Annotated in this window: 21 protein-coding genes; 12 read left to right on the top strand and 9 right to left on the bottom strand. The window is 71.6% G+C overall.

Translation table 11 applies throughout. From position 1 onward, the window contains the following. Nucleotides 1-160: 160 nt before the first annotated feature. The gene (locus ACIP89_RS14200; protein WP_401920802.1) at nt 161-1,096 is read right to left on the bottom strand and encodes a hypothetical protein; all 936 of its coding nucleotides are present in this window, start codon (nt 1,094-1,096) and stop codon (nt 161-163) included. A 35-nt stretch (nt 1,097-1,131) separates the two neighbouring features. On the opposite strand from ACIP89_RS14200, the gene dapE reads away from it, so the two are divergent. Beyond that, the gene (gene dapE, locus ACIP89_RS14195; RefSeq protein WP_402115039.1) at nt 1,132-2,211 is read left to right on the top strand and encodes a succinyl-diaminopimelate desuccinylase; all 1,080 of its coding nucleotides are present in this window, start codon (nt 1,132-1,134) and stop codon (nt 2,209-2,211) included. Between the two features lie 96 nt (nt 2,212-2,307). Next, the gene (locus tag ACIP89_RS14190; protein ID WP_311303411.1) at nt 2,308-3,093 is read left to right on the top strand and encodes a TIGR00730 family Rossman fold protein; all 786 of its coding nucleotides are present in this window, start codon (nt 2,308-2,310) and stop codon (nt 3,091-3,093) included. Nucleotides 3,094-3,124: 31 nt separating this feature from the next. Here ACIP89_RS14190 and folP read toward each other — a convergent pair whose 3' ends face one another. Then, nucleotides 3,125-3,997 (bottom strand): dihydropteroate synthase, encoded by an 873-nt coding sequence (gene folP, locus ACIP89_RS14185; RefSeq protein ID WP_401920799.1) that lies wholly within the window; start codon nt 3,995-3,997, stop codon nt 3,125-3,127. A 121-nt stretch (nt 3,998-4,118) separates the two neighbouring features. Between folP and ACIP89_RS14180 the strand changes: the two genes are divergently transcribed. Both ACIP89_RS14180 and ACIP89_RS14175 read left to right on the top strand, forming a co-directional pair. Beyond that, a complete protein-coding gene (locus ACIP89_RS14180) occupies nt 4,119-4,586 on the top strand; it encodes a hypothetical protein (protein WP_402115038.1) in 468 nt (155 codons plus the stop codon). Next, complete coding sequence (locus ACIP89_RS14175) at nt 4,583-5,170, top strand: DNA-3-methyladenine glycosylase I (RefSeq protein ID WP_401920796.1); 588 nt, start codon at nt 4,583-4,585, stop codon at nt 5,168-5,170. Before ACIP89_RS14180 ends, ACIP89_RS14175 begins: the two co-directional genes overlap by 4 nt. A 17-nt stretch (nt 5,171-5,187) precedes the next feature. Here the strand turns inward: ACIP89_RS14175 and ACIP89_RS14170 are convergent, their stop codons facing one another. After that, the gene (locus tag ACIP89_RS14170; protein ID WP_401929455.1) at nt 5,188-5,991 is read right to left on the bottom strand and encodes an enoyl-CoA hydratase/isomerase family protein; all 804 of its coding nucleotides are present in this window, start codon (nt 5,989-5,991) and stop codon (nt 5,188-5,190) included. A 313-nt stretch (nt 5,992-6,304) separates the two neighbouring features. Here ACIP89_RS14170 and ACIP89_RS14165 point away from each other — a divergent pair, with 313 nt between their 5' ends. Continuing rightward, on the top strand, nt 6,305-6,472 hold the full coding sequence (locus ACIP89_RS14165) for a DUF3117 domain-containing protein (protein ID WP_069086806.1): 168 nt from the start codon (nt 6,305-6,307) through the stop codon (nt 6,470-6,472). Between the two features lie 163 nt (nt 6,473-6,635). Here ACIP89_RS14165 and ACIP89_RS14160 read toward each other — a convergent pair whose 3' ends face one another. Further along, nucleotides 6,636-7,301, bottom strand: coding sequence for an O-methyltransferase (locus tag ACIP89_RS14160; protein WP_401920792.1), 666 nt, complete (start codon nt 7,299-7,301; stop codon nt 6,636-6,638). 181 nt (nt 7,302-7,482) lie between these two features. Here ACIP89_RS14160 and sigE point away from each other — a divergent pair, with 181 nt between their 5' ends. The 5 genes from sigE to ACIP89_RS14135 all read left to right on the top strand — a co-directional run bounded on the left by sigE (nt 7,483) and on the right by ACIP89_RS14135 (nt 12,416). Beyond that, nucleotides 7,483-8,241 (top strand): RNA polymerase sigma factor SigE, encoded by a 759-nt coding sequence (sigE, locus tag ACIP89_RS14155; RefSeq protein WP_199884446.1) that lies wholly within the window; start codon nt 7,483-7,485, stop codon nt 8,239-8,241. After that, the gene (locus tag ACIP89_RS14150) at nt 8,238-9,224 is read left to right on the top strand and encodes a zf-HC2 domain-containing protein (protein ID WP_402115036.1); all 987 of its coding nucleotides are present in this window, start codon (nt 8,238-8,240) and stop codon (nt 9,222-9,224) included. The genes sigE and ACIP89_RS14150 overlap by 4 nt, the downstream gene beginning before the upstream one ends. 110 nt (nt 9,225-9,334) lie before the next feature. Continuing rightward, complete coding sequence (locus ACIP89_RS14145; protein WP_402115034.1) at nt 9,335-11,062, top strand: trypsin-like peptidase domain-containing protein; 1,728 nt, start codon at nt 9,335-9,337, stop codon at nt 11,060-11,062. Nucleotides 11,063-11,161: 99 nt separating this feature from the next. Further along, nucleotides 11,162-11,638, top strand: coding sequence for a sec-independent translocase (locus tag ACIP89_RS14140; protein WP_401920787.1), 477 nt, complete (start codon nt 11,162-11,164; stop codon nt 11,636-11,638). A 118-nt stretch (nt 11,639-11,756) separates the two neighbouring features. Beyond that, nucleotides 11,757-12,416: a hypothetical protein gene (locus ACIP89_RS14135; protein WP_037777598.1), complete on the top strand. Its 660-nt coding sequence runs from the start codon at nt 11,757-11,759 to the stop codon at nt 12,414-12,416. Nucleotides 12,417-12,516: 100 nt separating this feature from the next. Here ACIP89_RS14135 and ACIP89_RS14130 read toward each other — a convergent pair whose 3' ends face one another. The 3 genes from ACIP89_RS14130 to ACIP89_RS14120 all read right to left on the bottom strand — a co-directional run bounded on the left by ACIP89_RS14130 (nt 12,517) and on the right by ACIP89_RS14120 (nt 15,566). After that, the gene (locus ACIP89_RS14130) at nt 12,517-13,650 is read right to left on the bottom strand and encodes an Mrp/NBP35 family ATP-binding protein (protein ID WP_123523726.1); all 1,134 of its coding nucleotides are present in this window, start codon (nt 13,648-13,650) and stop codon (nt 12,517-12,519) included. Between the two features lie 97 nt (nt 13,651-13,747). Then, nucleotides 13,748-14,302, bottom strand: a complete 555-nt coding sequence (locus tag ACIP89_RS14125) for a DUF1003 domain-containing protein (protein WP_401920785.1) — start codon at nt 14,300-14,302, stop codon at nt 13,748-13,750. Further along, the gene (locus ACIP89_RS14120; protein ID WP_401920783.1) at nt 14,292-15,566 is read right to left on the bottom strand and encodes a magnesium transporter MgtE N-terminal domain-containing protein; all 1,275 of its coding nucleotides are present in this window, start codon (nt 15,564-15,566) and stop codon (nt 14,292-14,294) included. The genes ACIP89_RS14125 and ACIP89_RS14120 overlap by 11 nt, the downstream gene beginning before the upstream one ends. Nucleotides 15,567-15,770: 204 nt before the next feature. On the opposite strand from ACIP89_RS14120, the gene ACIP89_RS14115 reads away from it, so the two are divergent. Continuing rightward, the gene (locus tag ACIP89_RS14115; RefSeq protein WP_402115032.1) at nt 15,771-16,544 is read left to right on the top strand and encodes a hypothetical protein; all 774 of its coding nucleotides are present in this window, start codon (nt 15,771-15,773) and stop codon (nt 16,542-16,544) included. Between the two features lie 23 nt (nt 16,545-16,567). Here the strand turns inward: ACIP89_RS14115 and ACIP89_RS14110 are convergent, their stop codons facing one another. Further along, nucleotides 16,568-17,092, bottom strand: a complete 525-nt coding sequence (locus tag ACIP89_RS14110) for a hypothetical protein (protein WP_402115029.1) — start codon at nt 17,090-17,092, stop codon at nt 16,568-16,570. A gap of 46 nt (nt 17,093-17,138) precedes the next feature. Then, nucleotides 17,139-18,260 (bottom strand): magnesium and cobalt transport protein CorA, encoded by a 1,122-nt coding sequence (locus tag ACIP89_RS14105; RefSeq protein WP_401920779.1) that lies wholly within the window; start codon nt 18,258-18,260, stop codon nt 17,139-17,141. Nucleotides 18,261-18,671: 411 nt separating this feature from the next. Between ACIP89_RS14105 and ACIP89_RS14100 the strand changes: the two genes are divergently transcribed. Further along, nucleotides 18,672-19,256, top strand: a complete 585-nt coding sequence (locus ACIP89_RS14100; protein WP_401920778.1) for a suppressor of fused domain protein — start codon at nt 18,672-18,674, stop codon at nt 19,254-19,256. The last annotated feature ends 99 nt before the right edge of the window (nt 19,257-19,355 follow it).

The raw sequence follows: 19,355 nt of genomic DNA, 5'->3' as shown, positions 1-19,355 counted from the left end.
CGGAGGAACCCGGATGGACAACGCATTCCCCGGCCGTGCGATGAGCCCTCACTTCCCTTTGGGCACAAGGAAATCGGGCCGTCCGGAAGGGGGTGCGCGAACCCGTGTGCGGAGGCTGTCGCGGGAATGCCCGGACCCCCTGCAAGGGGGACCCGCCGTACTAATGCACGAAGCGCATCCGGACCTCTGCGGTGCCCGATTTCCCGCTTTCCGTCCGCCAGCCGGAGCCGGCCTTCCAGGCCTGGCCCGCGTACGCGACCTCGTCGATGCCCAGCACCTCGGACTGCGCCACCGCCCAGTGCGCGAGTTCCCAGCCGTGCTGCGGAACGCCGCCCTCGGTGGCCGCGCCGCCCGACCGCACCGGCACCGAGAGCGCCCCCTGAGCCGTCGCGCCCGCGGTCGGGGCCCGGCCCTCCGCCGCGTCCGCGGCCGGCAGCGCGCCCTTGCCGAAGGCACGGGTCAGCGCGGCCCTGACCTTCTTGACGTCGCCCGTCCCGGCCGTGGCGCGCGGCGGCGCGCAGGTCAGCGCGGCCGGGGTCCGGCCGGTCAGCGCGGCCGCCAGCAGCGCGGCGTCAGGTTCGTGCTTCGCGTACGCCTGCGGGAAACCGCTGCGCTGCACGCGCTGCGCGGCCACCGTCAGCGGCAGCCGCGAGTAGCCCGGTACCTCGGCCAGGTGCTCGTAGAACTTCCCGGCCGAGTAGACCGGGTCCAGGATCTGCTGCCCGGTGCCCCAGCCCTGCGAGGGACGCTGCTGGAACAGCCCGAGGGAGTCCCGGTCGCCATGGTCGATGTTGCGCAGCCCGGACTCCTGGAGAGCCGTCGCCAGCGCGATCGTCACCGCCCGCTCCGGCATCCCGCGCGTGGTGCCGACAGCCGAGATCGTCGCGGCGTTCGCGGCCTGTTCCGGACTCAGCCGGTACGTACGCCCCTCACCGGACGAACCGTCCGCGGAGTGCACGGTGCACTGGTCGGAGCTCCTGCCGCCCGACAGGTACGAGACGGTCAGATAGCCGCCCACGGCCACGAGCACGGCGAAGGCGGCCGCGACGCGCAGCCGGCGGCTGCGGCGTCGGGCGGAGGAATCGGTCCGGGGCACGGGGCCACCGTACGCGAGGCACTAGGGTCGTAGCCATGGCCGAAAGCACCCTTGACCTCACTCTGGACGGGCCCGCGCTCACCGCCCGGCTCGTCGACTTCCCCTCGGTCAGCGGGGAGGAGAAGGACCTCGCGGACGCCATCGAGACGGCGCTGCGGACCCTCCCGCACCTGACCGTGGAGCGGTACGGCAACAACATCGTCGCCAGGACGGACCTCGGCCGCGCCGAGCGCGTCCTGCTCGCCGGGCACATCGACACCGTGCCGATCGCGGACAACGTGCCCTCCCGGCTCGACGCCGACGGGCTGCTGTGGGGCTGCGGGACCTCCGACATGAAGTCCGGTGTCGCCGTCCAGCTGCGGATCGCCGCGACGGTGCCGGAGCCCAACCGCGACCTCACGTTCGTCTTCTACGACAACGAAGAGGTCGCCGCACACCTCAACGGCCTCGGACACATCGCGGACGCCCACCCCGACTGGCTGGCGGCCGACTTCGCCGTCCTCCTGGAGGGCTCCAACGGCGAGGTCGAGGGCGGCTGCCAGGGCACGCTGCGCGTCCTCCTCCGTACGGAGGGGGAGCGGGCGCACTCCGCGCGCAGCTGGATGGGGTCCAACGCCGTCCACGGCGCCGCCCCGATCCTGGCCAGGCTCGCCGCGTACGAACCGCGCAAGCCGGTGATCGACGGGCTGGAGTTCCACGAGGGGCTCAACGCCGTACGGATCGAGGGCGGCGTCGCCAACAACGTCATCCCCGACGCCTGCACCGTCGTCGTCAACTACCGCTACGCACCCGATCTGGGCCCCGAAGAGGCACTGGCCCACGTCCACGAGGTCTTCGCCGGCTGCGGCGTCGCCGAGTTCATCGTCGACGACCACTCCGGCGCGGCGATGCCCGGCCTCTCGCACCCCGCGGCCAAGGCGTTCATGGACGCGGTCGGCGGCACCGCCCGGCCCAAGTTCGGCTGGACCGACGTATCGCGCTTCGGCTCGCTCGGCGTCCCCGCGGTGAACTACGGCCCCGGTGACCCGATCCTCGCCCACAAGCGCGACGAGCACGTGGCGGTCGAGCGGATCACCCACTGCGAGGAGCGGCTCCGCTCCTGGCTCACGACCTGACCTCCGGCATTCCCCTGTCCGTAACCTCCGGCGATCTACGCTGGCGGGAGACGGGGCGTCGCAGGACGCCTCCGAAGTCGGCGGAGGGAGCAGGTCATGGGCAACCCCGAGGATGCGCGGATCCCCGAAGGTGCGGAGATCCCCGAGGGCGCGGTCAGGCCGGAGGAACAGCGACTCGGCCCGGTGCTGCGCCGCAGGGACCAGGTACAGCCCGGCACCACCGATCAGCGGCTGCTGGACTCCGAGGGTGACTCCGAGTGGGTGCACACCGACCCCTGGCGGGTCATGCGCATCCAGTCGGAGTTCGTCGAGGGGTTCGGCGCGCTGGCCGAACTGCCGAGCGCCATCAGCGTCTTCGGCTCGGCCCGGACCCCGGCCGACTCGCCGGAGTACGAGGCGGGCGTACGGATCGGCAGGGCGCTGGTCGAGGCGGGCTTCGCGGTGATCACCGGGGGCGGGCCCGGAGCGATGGAGGCGGCGAACAAGGGGGCGCGGGAGGCGAAGGGGGTCTCGGTCGGCCTGGGCATCGAGCTGCCCTTCGAGTCCGGCCTCAACCCGCACGTCGACATCGGCGTCAACTTCCGCTACTTCTTCGTCCGCAAGACGATGTTCGTGAAGTACGCCCAGGGCTTCGTCGTCCTGCCCGGCGGACTCGGCACCCTGGACGAGCTCTTCGAGGCGCTGACGCTGGTCCAGACGGGCAAGGTCACCCGCTTCCCGATCGTGCTGTTCGGCACGGCGTACTGGGGAGGCCTGGTCGACTGGCTGCGGGACACGGTGATCGCCCAGGGCAAGGCGTCCGCGAAGGACCTGCTCCTGTTCCACGTCACGGACGACGTGGACGAGGCGGTGAACCTGGTGACGAAGGAGGTCGGCCGGTAGCGCACCCGCCCGCACCGGCCCACCGGCCCCGCTACGCCAGCCCGCGCCGCGCCACGGCCGGTGCCCGGTGCCCGGCGATGGACGCCACCATGTCCAGGACGTCCCGGGTCTCCGCCACCTCGTGCACCCGGTACACCCGCGCCCCCAGCCACGCGGACACCGCGGTCGTCGCCAGCGTGCCGGTCAGGCGCTCCTTCACCGGGCGGTCGAGCGTCTCGCCCACGAAGTCCTTGTTGGACAGCGAGACCAGCACCGGCCAGCCCGTCTCCGCCATCTCGCCGAGCCGGCGCGTCGCCTCCAGCGAGTGGCGGGTGTTCTTCCCGAAGTCGTGACCCGGGTCGATCATGATGCCGTCCGGCCGGACCCCCAGCCCGACGGCCCGCTCGGCCAGCCCCACGGTCACCCGGAGGATGTCGGCCATCACGTCCTCGTACCCGATCCGGTGCGGCCGGGTGCGCGGCTCGGCGCCGCCCGCGTGCGTGCACACCAGCCCCGCCCCGTACCGCGCGGCGACCTCCGCGAGCTTCGGATCGACGCCGCCCCACGCGTCGTTCAGCAGGTCGGCGCCGGCCTCGCAGACCGCCGCACCGACGTCGTGGCGCCAGGTGTCGACACTGATCACCACGTCCGGGTGACGCCGGCGCACCTCGGCGACGAATCCGACGGTCCGGCGGGCCTCCTCCTGGGCGGTCACCTCTTCGCCGGGCCCCGCCTTCACCCCGCCGATGTCGATGATCGCGGCACCGTCCGCCACCGCCTGCTCGACGCGGGAGAGCGCCGGCTCGTCACGGAAGGTCGCGCCCTGGTCGTAGAACGAGTCCGGGGTGCGGTTCACGATCGCCATGATCACCGGCTCGTGCGCACCGAACTCGCGCCGCCCCAGCCTGAGCGCACCGCTTCGCATCCCGTGTCTTCTCCCTGTGAATCCCCGGCAGATCGCCCGCCGGGACTGACTGCGACCCTAACTGTCAGTGCCGCATGGCACGATCGGACCCGGACGAAATTCCGCTCCCGGGGAGATGCGCGTGTTCTGGTTCTTGCTGCTCGCGATGGTGGTTGTGGTCGCCGCGGTCACCCTCGCGGTGATCGGCGGAGGGAGGAGCGCCATCCTTCAGGACGTGGCGCCCGAGCAGCTGACGGATCCGCTGCCCGCGGCGCGTCCGGTCGGCCGCGCGGATGTCGATGCGCTCAGACTGCCGGTCGCCGCCCGCGGCTACCGGATGACGGATGTCGACGAGGCGCTGGGCCGGCTCGGCGCCGAGCTCGCCGAGCGGGACGCGCGGATCGCGGAGCTGGAGTCGGCGCTCGCCGGTGCGCAGGCCACCAGGGCGGGCGGCCCGGATCTCCTCAAGGAGCCCCAGGAGCTGCCTCCGACGCACTGGCAGGCACCTTGGCAGCCCCAGCCCCGGCCCCAGTCGCAGCAGGAGCAGCCGCCGGGGAGCCCGGGGGCCGGCGGCGCCGCGCCGCGGCCGGACGAGGAGGGCGGGCGATGAGCGGCGGAGCCGAAGCCGCGGCGGACGGCCGGCTGCGCTGTCCTTGGGGCCTGTCCACAGAGGACTACCTCGCCTATCACGACACGGAATGGGGCCGCCCGGTCCACGGCGACGACGCGCTCTTCGAGCGACTGTGCCTGGAGGCGTTCCAGTCCGGGCTGTCCTGGCTGACGATCCTGCGCCGCCGGGAAGGCTTCCGCACCGCGTTCGCCGGGTTCAGCATCCCCGCCGTGGCGCGGTTCACCGACGCCGACCGGGAACGGCTGCTGGCCGACGCGGGAATCATCCGCAACCGCGCGAAGATCGACGCCACCATGGCCAACGCCAAGCTGCTGGCCGACTGGCAGGGCGGTGAGCTGGACGAGCTGATCTGGTCGTACGCCCCGGACCGGGCCACCCGGCCCGCCCCCCGCACGCTCGGGGACGTCCCGGCGGTCACCGCGGAGTCGACGGCGCTGTCCAAGGACCTCAAGAAGCGGGGACTCCGCTTCATCGGCCCCACCACCGCCTACGCCCTGATGCAGGCGTGCGGCCTGGTCGACGACCATCTCGTCGGCTGCGTGGCCCGCGGCACCGAGGCGTAGGGCCCGGTCCGGGGCGGCTACTGCCCCAGGTACGTGGGCCGCTCCTTGTCGAGGAAGGCCCGCACCGCGATCGCGTGGTCCTGCGACGCGCCCGCCCGCGTCTGGAGTTCGTCCTCCTTCTCCAGCGCCTCGCCCAGGGTGTGACCCGCCCCGTACGCGAGGGACTCCTTGAGCGCCGCGTAGGCCACGGTCGGGCCGTCCGCCAGCGCGCGGGCCACCGCGGCGGCCTCGGCGGCGAGCTCGGCGCCGGGTACGAGTCTGTTCACGATGCCCAGGTCATGGGCGTCCTTCGCGGAGATCGAGCGCGGGAAGAGCAGCAGGTCGGCGGCGCGGCTCTGGCCGATCAGCCGGGGCAGCGTCCAGGAGACGCCCGAGTCCGCGGTGAGCGCGACACCGGCGAACGAGGTGTTGAACGACGCGGTGTCCGCGACCACCCGGTAGTCGCAGGCGAGCGCGAAACCGAATCCGGCACCGGCCGCGACCCCGTTGACCCCGGCGACGACGGGCTTCGGCATCTCCGTGATGGCCCGCACGATGGGGTTGTAGTGCTCCCGTACGGTGCTGAGCGCGTTGCCGTCGGCCGACTCGCTGGCCTCCGCCAGCTTGGCGACGTGCTCCTTGAGGTCCTGGCCGACGCAGAAGGCGCGCTCGCCCGCGGCGGTGAGCAGCACCGCCCGTACGGCGGGATCGGCGGCGACGGACGTCAGCGCGTCACGCAGCGCCACCTTGGTCGCGGTGTTCATCGCGTTCATCGCGTCGGGACGGTTGATCGTGATCGTCGCGAGCCCGTCGCTCACGTCGCAGAGCACGGCGTCGGCCATGTGGGATCCCCTTTTGCGCCTCGTCCAAAGTCTGTCGAGGCAAGCATGGCCGACTTCGGCGGAGGCGAACATGTGACCTGCGTCTAACAATTCCGCCCCGATGGAGGGCTGCGGGGGACGGAGTATCGCAGTCCCTTCGCCGAATTGGGTGGTTTTGAGCGAGCGCGTTGCGCAAGCGATGCAGAGCGATGTTGGTCATCGGGGTCTGTGATGCGGGATAATGGCCTGGAAGCAATGTGTTCGATGCCGGTGAGGCAGCGCCTGTCATGGGGCCGCCGGTTGCGATGAGCTGGTTTCAGGAAGGGGAACGAGCATGGCGGCCATGAAGCCGCGGACGGGCGACGGCCCGCTCGAGGTGACAAAGGAGGGGCGGGGCATCGTCATGCGCGTTCCGCTCGAAGGCGGCGGTCGGCTTGTCGTGGAGCTGACTCCGGACGAGGCCGGTGCGCTGGGCGATGCCCTCAAGAAGGTCGTCGGCTGACGCAGAGGAGCCCACACTTCACTACTGCCCCGGCACGGAATCCGTGCCGGGGCAGTAGTGCGTTCGGTGCCGGTGATCCTGGTGTGATCCACGTGACATGTGAGGCGTCGGCGGTGACCGTGGCCCGGCCGTTTTCCGCCGGGCAGACCCTACGGGGCAGCCCTCAGCCGCGTCGTACCGCGCAGAGCAGGCCGTCGCCCACCGGCAGCAGCGTCGCCATCAGCTCCTGGCTCTCGCGGACCGCGCGCAGCAGCTCGCGCAGGCGCAGCACCTCCGCGGGCTGGGGCGCGGAGTCGACCGTGCGGCCGTCCGCGAAGACACCCTCGAAACACACCAGGCCACCAGGCCGCAGCAGGCGCAACGATTCAGCGAGGCAGTCCAGGCTCTCCATCCGGTCACCGTCGCAGAAGACGAGGTCGTATCCGCCGTCCGCCAGCCGGGGGAGCACGTCCAGGGCGCGGCCGGGGATGAAGCGGGCCCGGTTGGCGGCGAAGCCCGCCGCCCGGAAGGCCTGACGGGCGAACTGCTGGCGCTCGGGTTCCGGATCGACCGTGGTCAGCACCCCGTCCGGCCGCATGCCGTGCAGCAGATAGATGCCGGACACGCCCGTGCCGGTGCCGATCTCGGCGACCGCCTTGGCGTCCGTCGTGGCAGCGAGCAGGCGCAGCGCTGCGCCGGTGCCTGGTGACACCGAGCGGAGCCCCGCGTCCCGGGCCCGGTCCCGGGCCCAGCGCAGTGCTTCGTCCTCGGCGACAAAGGCGTCGGCGAACGCCCAGCTCGTCTGCCGGTTGGCTGTGATGGCCCTCTCCTGTCCCCGTAGTTGGCGCAACGGTGACTGTATCCGCTGCACCCGGGAACCCGCAGATGGGACCGGGCGTTATGAAAGGACAGGGGAAAGCCCGTGGATCGGCCCGCAGATCGGGTCCGGGGATCACGGGCAGGCGGTTACCGGGGTCGTCCCCGGCCCCAGCAGGAAAAAGGCTTATCCGGAGCTAACGGGCGAGGTGGCTATGGTAGGGGCTCCACTGGACACCACCAGAGCCGATAGGGGAGGTGCGGCTGCGCCTGTGGATCGGGGAGGAGTGCTGTGGCGCTTCCTCAGGTCGGCGGGTGAGCCGAAATCCGTGACCAACATTGCTGACCGTTCTTCCAACGACTCCGCAACGACCGCGACCTTCGCCTCGGATGCCTCCCAGGCGTGGACGCCGCCCTCATGGGAAGAGATCGTCAGCACGCACAGCGGTCGTGTCTACCGCCTTGCCTATCGACTGACGGGTAACCAGCACGACGCGGAGGACCTCACCCAGGAGGTCTTCGTCCGGGTGTTCCGTTCGCTGTCGACCTATACGCCCGGCACCTTCGAGGGCTGGCTGCACCGCATCACGACCAACCTGTTCCTGGACATGGTGCGCCGCAAGCAGCGGATCCGCTTCGACTCCCTCGGCGACGACGCCGCCGAGCGGCTGCCGAGCCGCGAGCCCTCGCCGCAGCAGGTCTTCAACGACACCCACTTCGACGCCGACGTCCAGCAGGCGCTGGACACCCTCGCGCCCGAGTTCCGGGCCGCGGTCGTGCTCTGTGACATCGAGGGACTCTCGTACGAGGAGATCGCCGCGACCCTCGGCGTGAAGCTCGGCACTGTGCGCAGCCGTATCCACCGCGGGCGCTCCCACCTGCGCAAGGCGCTGAAGCACCGTTCGCCGGAGGCCCGCGCGGAGCAGCGCTCGCTGACGGGGGTCCTCGCGGCAGGGGAGGGCGGAGCGGCGTGAGTGGCACAGGTCCGACCTCCGCGGAACAACACCTGGGGGACAGGCTCGCCGCGCTCGTCGACGGGGAGCTCAAACACGACGCCCGTGACCGGGTGCTCGCCCACCTCGCGACCTGCGCCAAGTGTAAGGCCGAGGCTGCCGCCCAGCGGCGCCTGAAGAGTGTCTTCGCCGAGTCGGCCCCGCCCTGTCCCTCCGAGGGCTTCCTTGCCCGGTTGCAGGGCCTTCCCGGCGGTCCGGGGGGTGACGGCGACGGTCGGGGAAGACCAATGGGCGGCTCGGGCCGCTTCGGTGACGGAGCCTTCCCCGTGACGCGTCCTTCCGGCGGCCGGGCTGATTCGCCCTCCGGCGGCTCCCCGCTGGACGGCTTCGGCTACCTCCCGGCCGCGCACGGCTCCGCCGCGGTCCTGCCCGCCGGAGCGGACCGGCCCACGTTCCGTATCCACGAGGTCAGCCGCGAGGCAGAGCGCTCGCCGTGGCGGGGCCGCAGGTTCGCGTTCGCCGCCGCCAGCGCCGTCTCGCTGGCCGCCATCGCCCTGGGCGGTGCTCTCCCGACGGACGCGGGACCCGATTCCCCGACCCGTGCCGAGGGGCCGGGCAGCAGCGTCGCACCGCTGGACGCCGACGCGCGTGCCGAGCGCGGCACCACGGTGAGCCGCCGCGGCGGCGGCCACGGCACGCTCGCTGCGGCCGGTACCGGCGACCGCCCGGTGTCCCTCGCCATGAACGCCGCGCCGCTGGCGTTCTCCTCCGCGCCCTCCCTGCTCGGCGGCGGCGGTCTCACCGGAAGCCGGTACGCGCTGCCCGTCCGGACCGACGTGTCCGCGCCTTCGCTGATACGTCCCAACGGCACCGGCCCGCTGTTCGCGCAGGCACTCGGCAGTGGGCTTTCCACGGCGTCCCCCCAGCCGTCCAGGACCCCCACCTCGGCCGCCGGACTGCCGGTTCCCGCCAACCACGGACTGCCGCTCCTTCCGCGTCGCTGACGCGGGCCGGCGCAGGGCATGCACAAACCTGGTTGAATTCCGGCAGGATTCCGGGAGGGACGCCCCCTGCGGGGCGTGCAGAGGCCAGTTGAGGCAGTTGCGGGGAGAGCATGGACGACGGGAAGCCCACCGAGCCGAAGGCGAAGTGGTGGAGCCGGCCCACGCCGGGGAGCGGTGCGAGCGCAGCGCCTCAGGAGCCGTCGCCCGTTGAGGACGCGGTACCCGCGTCGGACGTGACCGCGGTGAGCGCCGGGACGGAAGCGGCCGCGGAGCCGGCTGCGTCCGTGACGGCGGAGCCCCTGCCGCAGGCCGCGAAGCCGCTCCACGAGCCCGACCAGTACAGCACCCCGCCCTACGGCGGCCCCGGCCCATGGGCGCCCGCGCCCCCCGTGCAGCGGCCGGTCCGGACACCGGCGCACGGCACCCCCGTACCGCCGCCCTACTCGGGGACGAACGGCGCGGGCATCGCGGCGGCTCCCGCACAGGCCCCCACCCCACCGGCCGCCTTCCCGCCCCCGCTGCCCCAGCAGGCGGAGGGCCACCAGCCGCAGCAGCCCCCGACGCAACAGCCTCTCCAGCAGCCCCAGGGCCAGCACCAGCCGCAGCCGCACCCGCAGCCCCACCACCCCCCGTCGCCGCAGTGGCTCCAGTACGACCCCTGGGGTGCGCCCCGGCAGTCGCTGATCACCAACCCCGGCCCCCCGCTTGCCACCGACGCCGGCAAGCGGAGGAACCGGCGCGGCTCCGTCCTCGTCGGCGCGCTGCTGCTGGCCCTGGTGGCGGGCGGCATCGGCGGCGGGATAGGCGCCTACATCGAGCGCAACGGCGGCCTCACCCAGATCGAACTGGACCAGGACGCACGCGACGGCGGCGGCCGCGCCCCCGACAGCGTCGCCGGTATCGCGGCCAGCGCGCTGCCCAGCGTGGTCACCCTGCATGTCAGCGGTAGCACCGAATCCGGCACCGGCACCGGCTTCGTTCTCGACAACAAGGGCCACATCCTCACCAACAACCACGTCGTCGCACCGGCCGGTCCGTCCGGCGAGATCACCGTGACGTTCAGTGGCGGTGAGACGGCCAACGCCGAGGTGGTCGGCAAGGACAGCGGCTACGACCTGGCCGTGGTCAAGGTCAGCGGTGTCTCGGGGCTCAAGCCGCTGCCGCTCGGCAACTCCGACAACGTGCGGGTGGGCGATCCGGTGGTGGCCATCGGGGCACCGTTCGACCTGTCCAACACGGTCACCTCCGGCATCATCAGCGCCAAGGACCGGCCGATCACGGCAGGCGGCGAGAAGGGCGACGGCAGCGACATCAGCTACGTCGACGCGCTGCAGACCGACGCCCCGATCAACCCCGGCAACTCCGGCGGACCGCTGGTCGACACCGACGCGCATGTCATCGGGATCAACAGCGCCATCCGTGCCGCCGACAGCGGCTCGACCACCGAGGGCGGCCAGGCCGGTTCCATAGGCCTCGGCTTCGCCATCCCGATCAACCAGGGCAAGCGCGTCGCCGAGGAGCTGATCAACACCGGGAAGGCCACCCACCCGGTGATCGGCGTCACGCTGGACATGAAGTACACCGGTGACGGCGCCAAGGTCGGGCAGCGGGGCGCGGACGGCAAGTCCTCCGTCACGGAGGGCGGTCCGGGCGCCAAGGCGGGCATCCGGCCCGGTGACGTCATCACCGAGGTGAACGGCGGGCGGGTGCACAGCGGTGAGGAGCTGATCGTGAAGATCCGCTCGCACCGGCCCGGTGACCGGCTGGACCTCAAGCTGACCCGCGGTGGTAAAGACCTGACCATGAGTTTGACGCTCGGCTCGGCAACCGGCACGTGACGGCCACGGGAAGCTACCGCGCGGATGGCTTCGACGGGTACCGTGGTCCGGGTCCGGACCTCATCCGACCTGGTCGCGGAGAACACGAGGAGCCGCAAGGTGTTCAATGACATAGGACCGCTCGAACTGGTGGCGCTCGCGATCATCGGCGTGCTCATCTTCGGTCCGGACAAGCTGCCCAAGGTCATCCAGGACGTCTCGCGCTTCATCCGCAAGATCCGTGAGTTCTCGGAGAGCGCCAAGGAGGACATCCGTACGGAGCTCGGCCCGGAGTTCAAGGACTTCGAGTTCGAGGACCTCAACCCCAAGACGTTCGTCCGCAAGCAGCTCATGGACGGCAATGACGACCTGGGGCTGAAGGAGATCCGCGAGAGCTTCGACCTGCGCAAGGAGGTCTCCGAGGTCACCGACGTGGTCAACGGCCGCGCGACCTCGTCCGTGGAGGCGAAGAGCGGCGTGTCGGGCGGTTCCGCGGTCACCGCGGCGAACGGCTCTGCGGGCGGCCCCGACCTGCTCAAGAAGCGTGAGCAGCCGGCGAAGGACGATCACCCGCCGTTCGACGCAGACGCCACCTGACCCCCGTCAATCCCGACTCGTCCGGACGGTATGGCTATTCTCCATCTGTCCGGTTGTGAGGACGCCCGAGGGGGGCGGGCCGCTCCGGACCCTACGGATCGAGGAGGCGGCCGGACAGATGGAGACAACGAGTCGGGTGGGCGCGGATGGTGCGCCGGACACAGGCACGGCAGAGGGGGTGCCGGCGGCCCGGCTCACGGTCGACGGCTATCTGCAGGCACCGTTCCCCTGGTACGGACTTGACGAGGCGTTCACCGGGCCGCGCTGGCTGATGCAGGTGGGCACCGCCGCGGACGGCACGGTGCAGCACGGCTCCACCGGCCACGGCGACGAACCCTCGGTACGGAGCGACGCGGGCGAGGACAGACAGCGGTTCGCGGTCGTGGTGACCGTCGCCAGCAGCCCGGTGCGGCGCAGCGGCGACGGCACGGGCGTCCTGGACGCGACGACGGTCTCCTCCGCGGCCTGGCTGGCCGGCTCCGGACTGCTGGCCTACACCTGGCCCGCGCAGATGGACCACACCCTGCGGGACGACTGGCTGGACCAGCAGACGGAGACGGCCTTCGAGCTGGCCGACGATCTGGACGGCCCCGCGTGGTCGGCGCTCTCGCTGCCGGTCGACGGGGTGCCGGTGGCGTTCCACTACCGCGAGTCCGAGTTCGGCTGGGTGCTGGCCGGCTCCGCGCACGGCGGGGTGCACATCGGCGCGTACGGACGCGGAATGAGCGCGTACGGGCTGGGCTTCTCCGTCGTCGGTGACATCACGTCGTACGCCTAGAACCTGTCCGGCCATGATCCGCCGGACAGACCCTGGCAACCGACGGGCCCGCGGCGGACCGGGAGCACCAGCCCCCGGCCCGCCACGGGCCCGTCACGGGTCAGAACTTGTTGCGCGGGGTGATTCCCAGGGACATGCCGGACAGGCCGCGCTGACGGCCGCTCAGCTTGTCCGCGATGGAACGCAGCGCCTTGCCCGCGGGCGAGTCGGGGTCGGACAGCACGACGGGCTTGCCCTCGTCGCCGCCCTCGCGCAGCCGTACGTCGATCGGGATGGAGCCGAGCACCGGCACCTCGGCGCCGACCGTCCTGGTCAGCCCCTCCGCGACCCGGGCGCCGCCGCCGGAGCCGAACACGTCGACCATCTCGTCGCAGTGCGGGCACGGCATGCCCGACATGTTCTCGACGACGCCGACGATCTTCTGGTGGGTCTGGACGGCGATCGAGCCGGCCCGTTCCGCCACCTCGGCCGCGGCCTGCTGCGGGGTCGTGACGACCAGGATCTCCGCGTTCGGCACCAGCTGGGCCACGGAGATCGCGATGTCACCGGTGCCCGGCGGCAGGTCGAGCAGCAGGACGTCCAGATCGCCCCAGTACACATCGGCGAGGAACTGCTGGAGCGCGCGGTGCAGCATCGGGCCGCGCCACACCACCGGGGCGTTGCCCGGGGTGAACATGCCGATGGAGATGACCTTCACGCCGTGCGCGGACGGCGGCATGATCATGTTCTCGACCTGGGTCGGCTTGCCGTCCGCGCCGAGCATCCGGGGCACGCTGTGCCCGTAGATGTCCGCGTCGACCACGCCGACCTTGAGCCCGTCGGCGGCCATCGCGGCCGCCAGGTTCACGGTCACGGAGGACTTGCCGACGCCGCCCTTGCCGGAGGCGACCGCGTACACCCTGGTCAGCGAGCCGGGCTGGGCGAACGGCACCTCGCGCTCGGCCGTGCCGCCGCGCAGCGATGACGCCAGGTCCTTGCGCTGCTCGTCGCTCATCACGTCGAGCGTGACCTCGACCCGGGACACTCCCTCGACGCGGGCCACCGCGTCGGTCACGTTGTTGGTGATCGTCTCGCGCATCGGACAGCCGGAGACGGTGAGATACACCGTGACAGCGACTACACCGTCAGGATCGATCTCGACCGACTTCACCATGCCCAGCTCGGTGATCGGGCGGTGGATCTCCGGGTCGTTCACTGTCGCCAGTGCCTCAAGCACCGCGTCTTCCGTAGCCATACCTCGATAGTACGGGTGCGCGCAGCGCTCCTTGAAAGGGTGGTGGCGGGCGACGGGAGGGCGTCGAGCGCCTGCACCTACGCGCGGGTAGCCCCCGTCACCGGTCCTCGTCGCTCTCGGCCCCGGCCGGTGTCCGGCGGCCGTCGAGATCCCTCACCAGGTCCTCCAGCTCGGAGCGGATCCAGTCCCGGGTGGCGACCTCCCCGAGGCCCATCCGCAGTGCCGCGATCTCCCTGGTCAGGTACTCCGTGTCGGCGATCGAGCGCTCGTTCTGGGCCCGGTCCTGCTCGTGGGTGACCCGGTCGCGGTCGTCCTGCCTGTTCTGCGCGAGCAGGATCAGCGGGGCCGCGTAGGAGGCCTGGAGGGAGAGCATCAGGGTCAGGAAGATGAACGGGTACTCGTCGAAGCGCAGGTTCTCCGGCGCGAAGATGTTCCACACCACCCAGAGGATGATGATCAGCGTCATCCAGACGATGAACCGCCCGGTCCCCAGGAACCGCGCGATCCGCTCCGAGAACCGGCCGAACGCCTCCGGGTCGTACTCCGGCAGCAGCCGCCGCCGGGGGTCCTTCGGCTGGTCCAGCCGGGTCCTGGGGGTACGGGTCAGCGCCGTCGAGCCGTTCGACGCCCTGGAGCGGTCCTCACCTGCCACGGAGCACCCCCTCGCGCCCGTGGAAGTCGGTCTCCCGCCAGTCGTCGGGCAGCAGGTGGTCGAGCACGTCGTCGACGGTCACCGCGCCCAGCAGCGAGCCGCTCTCGTCCACCACGGGCACCGAGACCAGGTTGTACGCCGCCAGATAGCTGGTCACCACGGACAGCGGGGTGTCCGGCGCCAGCGCCATCAGATCGCTGTCGACGATCGAGCTGACCAGGGTGAACGGCGGATCCCGCAGCAGCCGCTGGAAGTGCACCGTGCCCAGGTACTTGCCCGTGGGCGTCTCGTCCGGCGACCGGCACACGTACACCTGGGCGGCGAGCGCGGGGGAGAGGTCCTGCTGACGGACCCTGGCGAGCGCGTCGGCCACCGTCGCGTCCGGGCGCAGGATGATCGGCTCCGTGGTCATCAGCCCGCCCGCCGTCCGCTCCTCGTACGACATGAGGCGCCGGACGTCCGCCGCGTCGTCCGGGCGCATCAGCGTCAGCAGCCGCTCCTTGTCCTCCTCCGGCAGCTCGGACAGCAGGTCGGCCGCGTCGTCGGGGTCCATCGCCTCCAGGACGTCCGCGGCGCGCTCCTCCTGGAGCTTGCCGATGATCTCCACCTGGTCGTCCTCCGGGAGCTCCTCCAGGACATCGGCCAGCCGGTCGTCGTCGAGCGCGGCGGCGACCTCCGCGCGCCGCTTCGGGGTGAGGTGGTGCAGGGCGTTGGCCACGTCGGTCGGGCGCAGCTTCTCGAACGTGGCGACCAGCGACTCCGCGCCCTGCCCGTGCTCCTCCAGCGAGAATCCGCTGACGGCCGACCACTCGACCGTCAGGGTCTCGCCCTTGCGGCGCAGCGCTCCGCCCCTGCCCTTGCGCACGAAGTACTTGTCGATCTCCCAGTCCCGGCGGGCCGGCAGCTGCTGGATCGCGACGTCCAGGATCGTGACCTCCTCGCCGGTCTCCACCAGGCTGACCCGCCGGTCGAGGAACTCGCCCAGCACCAGACGTTCGGTGGGCCGCTGTTCGAAGCGTCGCATGTTGACCACGCCGGTGGTGATGACCTGTCCCGACTCGATGCCCGTCACCCGGGTCATCGGGAGGAAGATCCGGCGCCGGCTCACCACCTCGACGACGATGCCGAGCAGCCGGGGCGGCCGGCCGCCGACCCGGAGCATCGCGACCAGGTCCCGGACGCGCCCCACCTGGTCCCCGTTCGGGTCGAAGACCGGCACACCGGAGAGGTGCGAGACGAAGACCCGGGGCGTTCCTGCTGCCATGCCTGCGCCTCCTTCTGCGTCGCCGGCTTGCGCATCCGGTCTGTTGTGACGTTTATTGCACCGTTATGACGGGATCAGGCTAGCCCGTACTCTCGCAGGTCGCCCTGGAGGGCGGTCGTCACGACTCTCTGCCGGAAGGTGTAGGCCGCACAGGTACGCTGCCGTCTGCCACCCACCGCCACGCAGATGAGAGGCAGTGCGCCTGTGACCTCTTCCGTCCCGGCCGTCCGGGCCCGCCGCCGGACCGCCACCCTCGCCGTCGTGCTCTGCGCCGGGCTGACCGCGGCGCTCACCGCGTGCGCGGACGAGGATCCGGACAAGGGGACCAACGGCGTCGGCAGACTGGACGCGCCGGAGATCGAGAAGAAGGCGCGGGCCGCGGCGGACTCCTCCGGCACGGTCCGGCTGGCCGGCACCCTGGTCAGCAAGGGCGGCACGTACAGACTCGACATGCGGCTCAAGGACAAGGGCGGGGCGGGCTCCGTCACGTCGAGGAACAGCACCTTCGAGCTGCTCCGGATCGGGGACGTGCTCTACCTCAAGGCGGACGCCGGCTTCTGGAACCACGGCACGGCCGGCGCCGGGAGGACGAGCGATGCCGACGGGGCGGCGGCGGACAAGCTGGACGACAAGTACGTGAAGGTCCCCGAGGACGACCCCACGTACAAGCAGCTGCGCGGATTCACCGACAAGAAGGTGCTGCTCGACGGGCTGCTCACGCTGCACGGCGAGGTCGGCAAGGGGGGCCGGGACAAGGTCGGCGGGGAGCGCACCATCCGGATCACCGGCGGCAAGGGCGAGGGCGGCGCGCTCGACGTGTCCCTGGAGGGCGAGCCGTACCCGCTGCGCTTCGCACGCGGCGGCGGCGGGGGCGTCATCACGCTCGCGGACTGGGGCAAGGACTTCGCGCTGAAGGCCCCGGCCGAGGGAGACACGGTCGACTACGGACAGCAGCTGCCCAAGACGACGTCGTCGTAGACCCGCCGCCGGGCGAGGGCCGGCTACGGCTTCCTGTTCCTGAGCGAGCGCTTCAGCAGGCGCGGCAGCCCGGCCGGTACCGGCAGCCGGGTGGTGGCGGTGGTGGGCAGCGGCGCCGCCGCCCCCGAGCCCTCCGGCAGGTCGGTACGGGAATCGAGCGGCGTCAGCCGCAGGATCCGGCACTCGCGCGCCCAGCGCCCGGTCAGCTGCTCGGCGTCCGGTGCGTTCAGCCGCTTGCCCTTCAGCTCGGCCACCGCGGTCTCCCACTCCTGGGAGTCCGGGGCGAGCTGGGCCACGGAGGCGGTCCAGGCGACGAGCCGGCCGCCCTTGTCCTTGCTGCGGACGGTCACCTCCGCGGTGCCGCCGTCCGTGAGGCCGGCCGGGAACGGCTGCTCGCCGGGGCCGTCCCCGACGAGCAGCGCCGCCCCCTCGTGCCACACGTGCCACAGCGCCCGCGCGGGCCCGGTGCCGCGCACCCAGACCAGCCCCGACTTCTTGGTGGCCTCCTCGACGAGGGCCGGTCCGAGCAGCGTGTCAGCAGCAGTCATGCAGCAGAGCTTAGACGGGCGCCCCGGGGCGACGGGCGGGAGCAGGTCAGAGCCAGCCGTTGCGCTTGAGCATGCGGTGGATGGAGAAGCAGACCACCCCGATGAAGCCCAGCACCATCGGATAGCCGTAGGTCCAGCGCAGCTCCGGCATGTGCTTGAAGTTCATGCCGTAGACCCCGCAGATCATCGTCGGGACGGCGATGATGGCCGCCCAGGAGGTGATCTTGCGCATGTCCTCGTTCTGCGCGACGGTCGCCTGTGCCAGGTTGGCCTGGAGGATGGAGTTCAGCAGCTCGTCGAAGCCGATGACCTCTTCCTGCACCCTGACGAGGTGGTCCGCGACGTCCCGGAAGTACTTCTGGATGTCCGGGTCGATCAGCCGCATCGGCCGCTCGCTGAGCAGCTGCATCGGACGCAGCAGCGGCGATACGGCCCGCTTGAACTCCAGCACCTCGCGCTTCAGCTGGTAGATCCGGCCGGCGTCCGAGCCGCGCGGGCCGCCCTTGTCGGGGGTGGAGAAGACCTCGATCTCCACCTCGTCGATGTCCTCCTGCACCGCGCCGGCCACCGCGATGTAGCCGTCGACCACATGGTCCGCGATGGAGTGCAGCACTGCCGAGGGGCCCTTGGCGAGCAGCTCGGGGTCGTCCTGGAGGCGGTGGCGCAGCGCGCGCAGCGAGCCGTGGCCGCCATGCCGCACGGTGATGACGAAGTCCCGGCCGGTGAAGCACATCACCTCGCCGGTCTCCACGACCTCGCTGGTCGCGGTCAGTTCGGCGTGCTCGACGTAGTGGATGGTCTTGAAGACGGTGAACAGGGTGTCGTCGTACCGCTCCAGCTTCGGCCGCTGGTGGGCGTGGACGGCGTCCTCCACGGCCAGCGGGTGCAGCCCGAACTCCCGGGCGATGCCGGCGAACTCCTCCTCGGTCGGCTCGTGGAGGCCGATCCAGGCGAAGCCGCCCTTCTCCCGCACCCGGAGCATCGCCTCGTGCGGCGTTCGGCAGGTGCCGTCCACCTCCGCGACGCGGCGTCCGTCGCGGTAGACCGCGCAGTCGACGACCGCGCTGGAGGCGGACGGGTCACGGGTGGCGTCGTAACTGCTGTGCAGGGTGTTGGTCTTGCGCAGGGACGGGCGCACCACAGCGCGCAGGTCACGGATCATCGACATGGCTGGCTCCTTCACGGAGGGCCGTCGGCGAGGGCGTGGAACAGCCCGGAATGGGGACGTGGGCTCACGTCCGCAAAGCGGGCGGCACCGCGGCGGCGCGATGACGGCGTTCGCTACAGACAGGCAAAAAGGGGGTGCTCTTCCGTCGTGCGAAACGCCATGGGCCGTGGCCGGGCAGGCGTCAGATCACAGAAGAAAGGTGTCGGGCGGAAGAGCGGTTGGTACTGCACGGTCGACTTGGATCCACCGCAGCCCCACCTCCTCCGGTCGGTCCCCCGTGAGGGACGACATTGCGTCGGGACTTGAGAGCGACGCTTCTGCGTGCTGTCCCGACCGGCGGGCCCAGGCTATCAGCAGCCACAGGGCCAATCTCTTACTTTGCCCGTTCCATACGCGTCTTATGCTCGCCGCATGGCAGAAATTCTTGCTCCGGTCGAGGCCCGTCTGCGCGCGGCCCTGGGCGAACCGGACGCACGCGCGGCAGTGACGTTCCTGGGCACCGACCGGATCGAGGTGCTCCGCTTCATCGACGGCGACGTGGTGAGGTACGCCACGCTCGGCATGTCCGCGCAGCCGATGGCCGACCCCTCCGACCCGTTTCCCGACCCGGTGAAGGGACCGCGGGCCGAGCTGGTCCTCTCGGTGCGGGCCGGCCTCGCGGACACCGACCAGGTGCTGCGCAGGCTCGCGGTGCTGGCGGCCTCGCCGCAGGTGGAGGGGTTGATCGTGGCGCCGGGGGCCTCGCTGGACGTCGGTGAGCCGCTCTGGCCGGGTGCGCCGTTCAGCTCGGTGCTCGTGGCCGAGTCCGGTGGACTGGTGGAGGACCTGGAGCTGGAGGCCCCCATGGAGGCGGTGCGGTTCCTGCCGCTGCTGCCGATGACGCCCAACGAGGCGGCCTGGAAGCGGGTCCGGGGCGCGCAGGAGCTCCAGGAGCGGTGGCTGGCCCGGGGGACGGACCTGCGGGATCCGCTGCGCGCCTCGGTGGCCCTGGACTGATACCGGGCGAGCGGCGGTACCCCGGCGTGCGTGCGGGACAGCCGAAAGCCCCGCCGCGCGGCGAGGAGGCGGCCACGGGCGGGGCGGTACGGGGGCGGG

Origin of the sequence: Streptomyces sp. NPDC088730, from assembly GCF_044751215.1 — a bacterium.
GTDB lineage: Bacteria > Actinomycetota > Actinomycetes > Streptomycetales > Streptomycetaceae > Streptomyces.
This window is presented reverse-complemented; position numbering and strand designations above follow the sequence as displayed.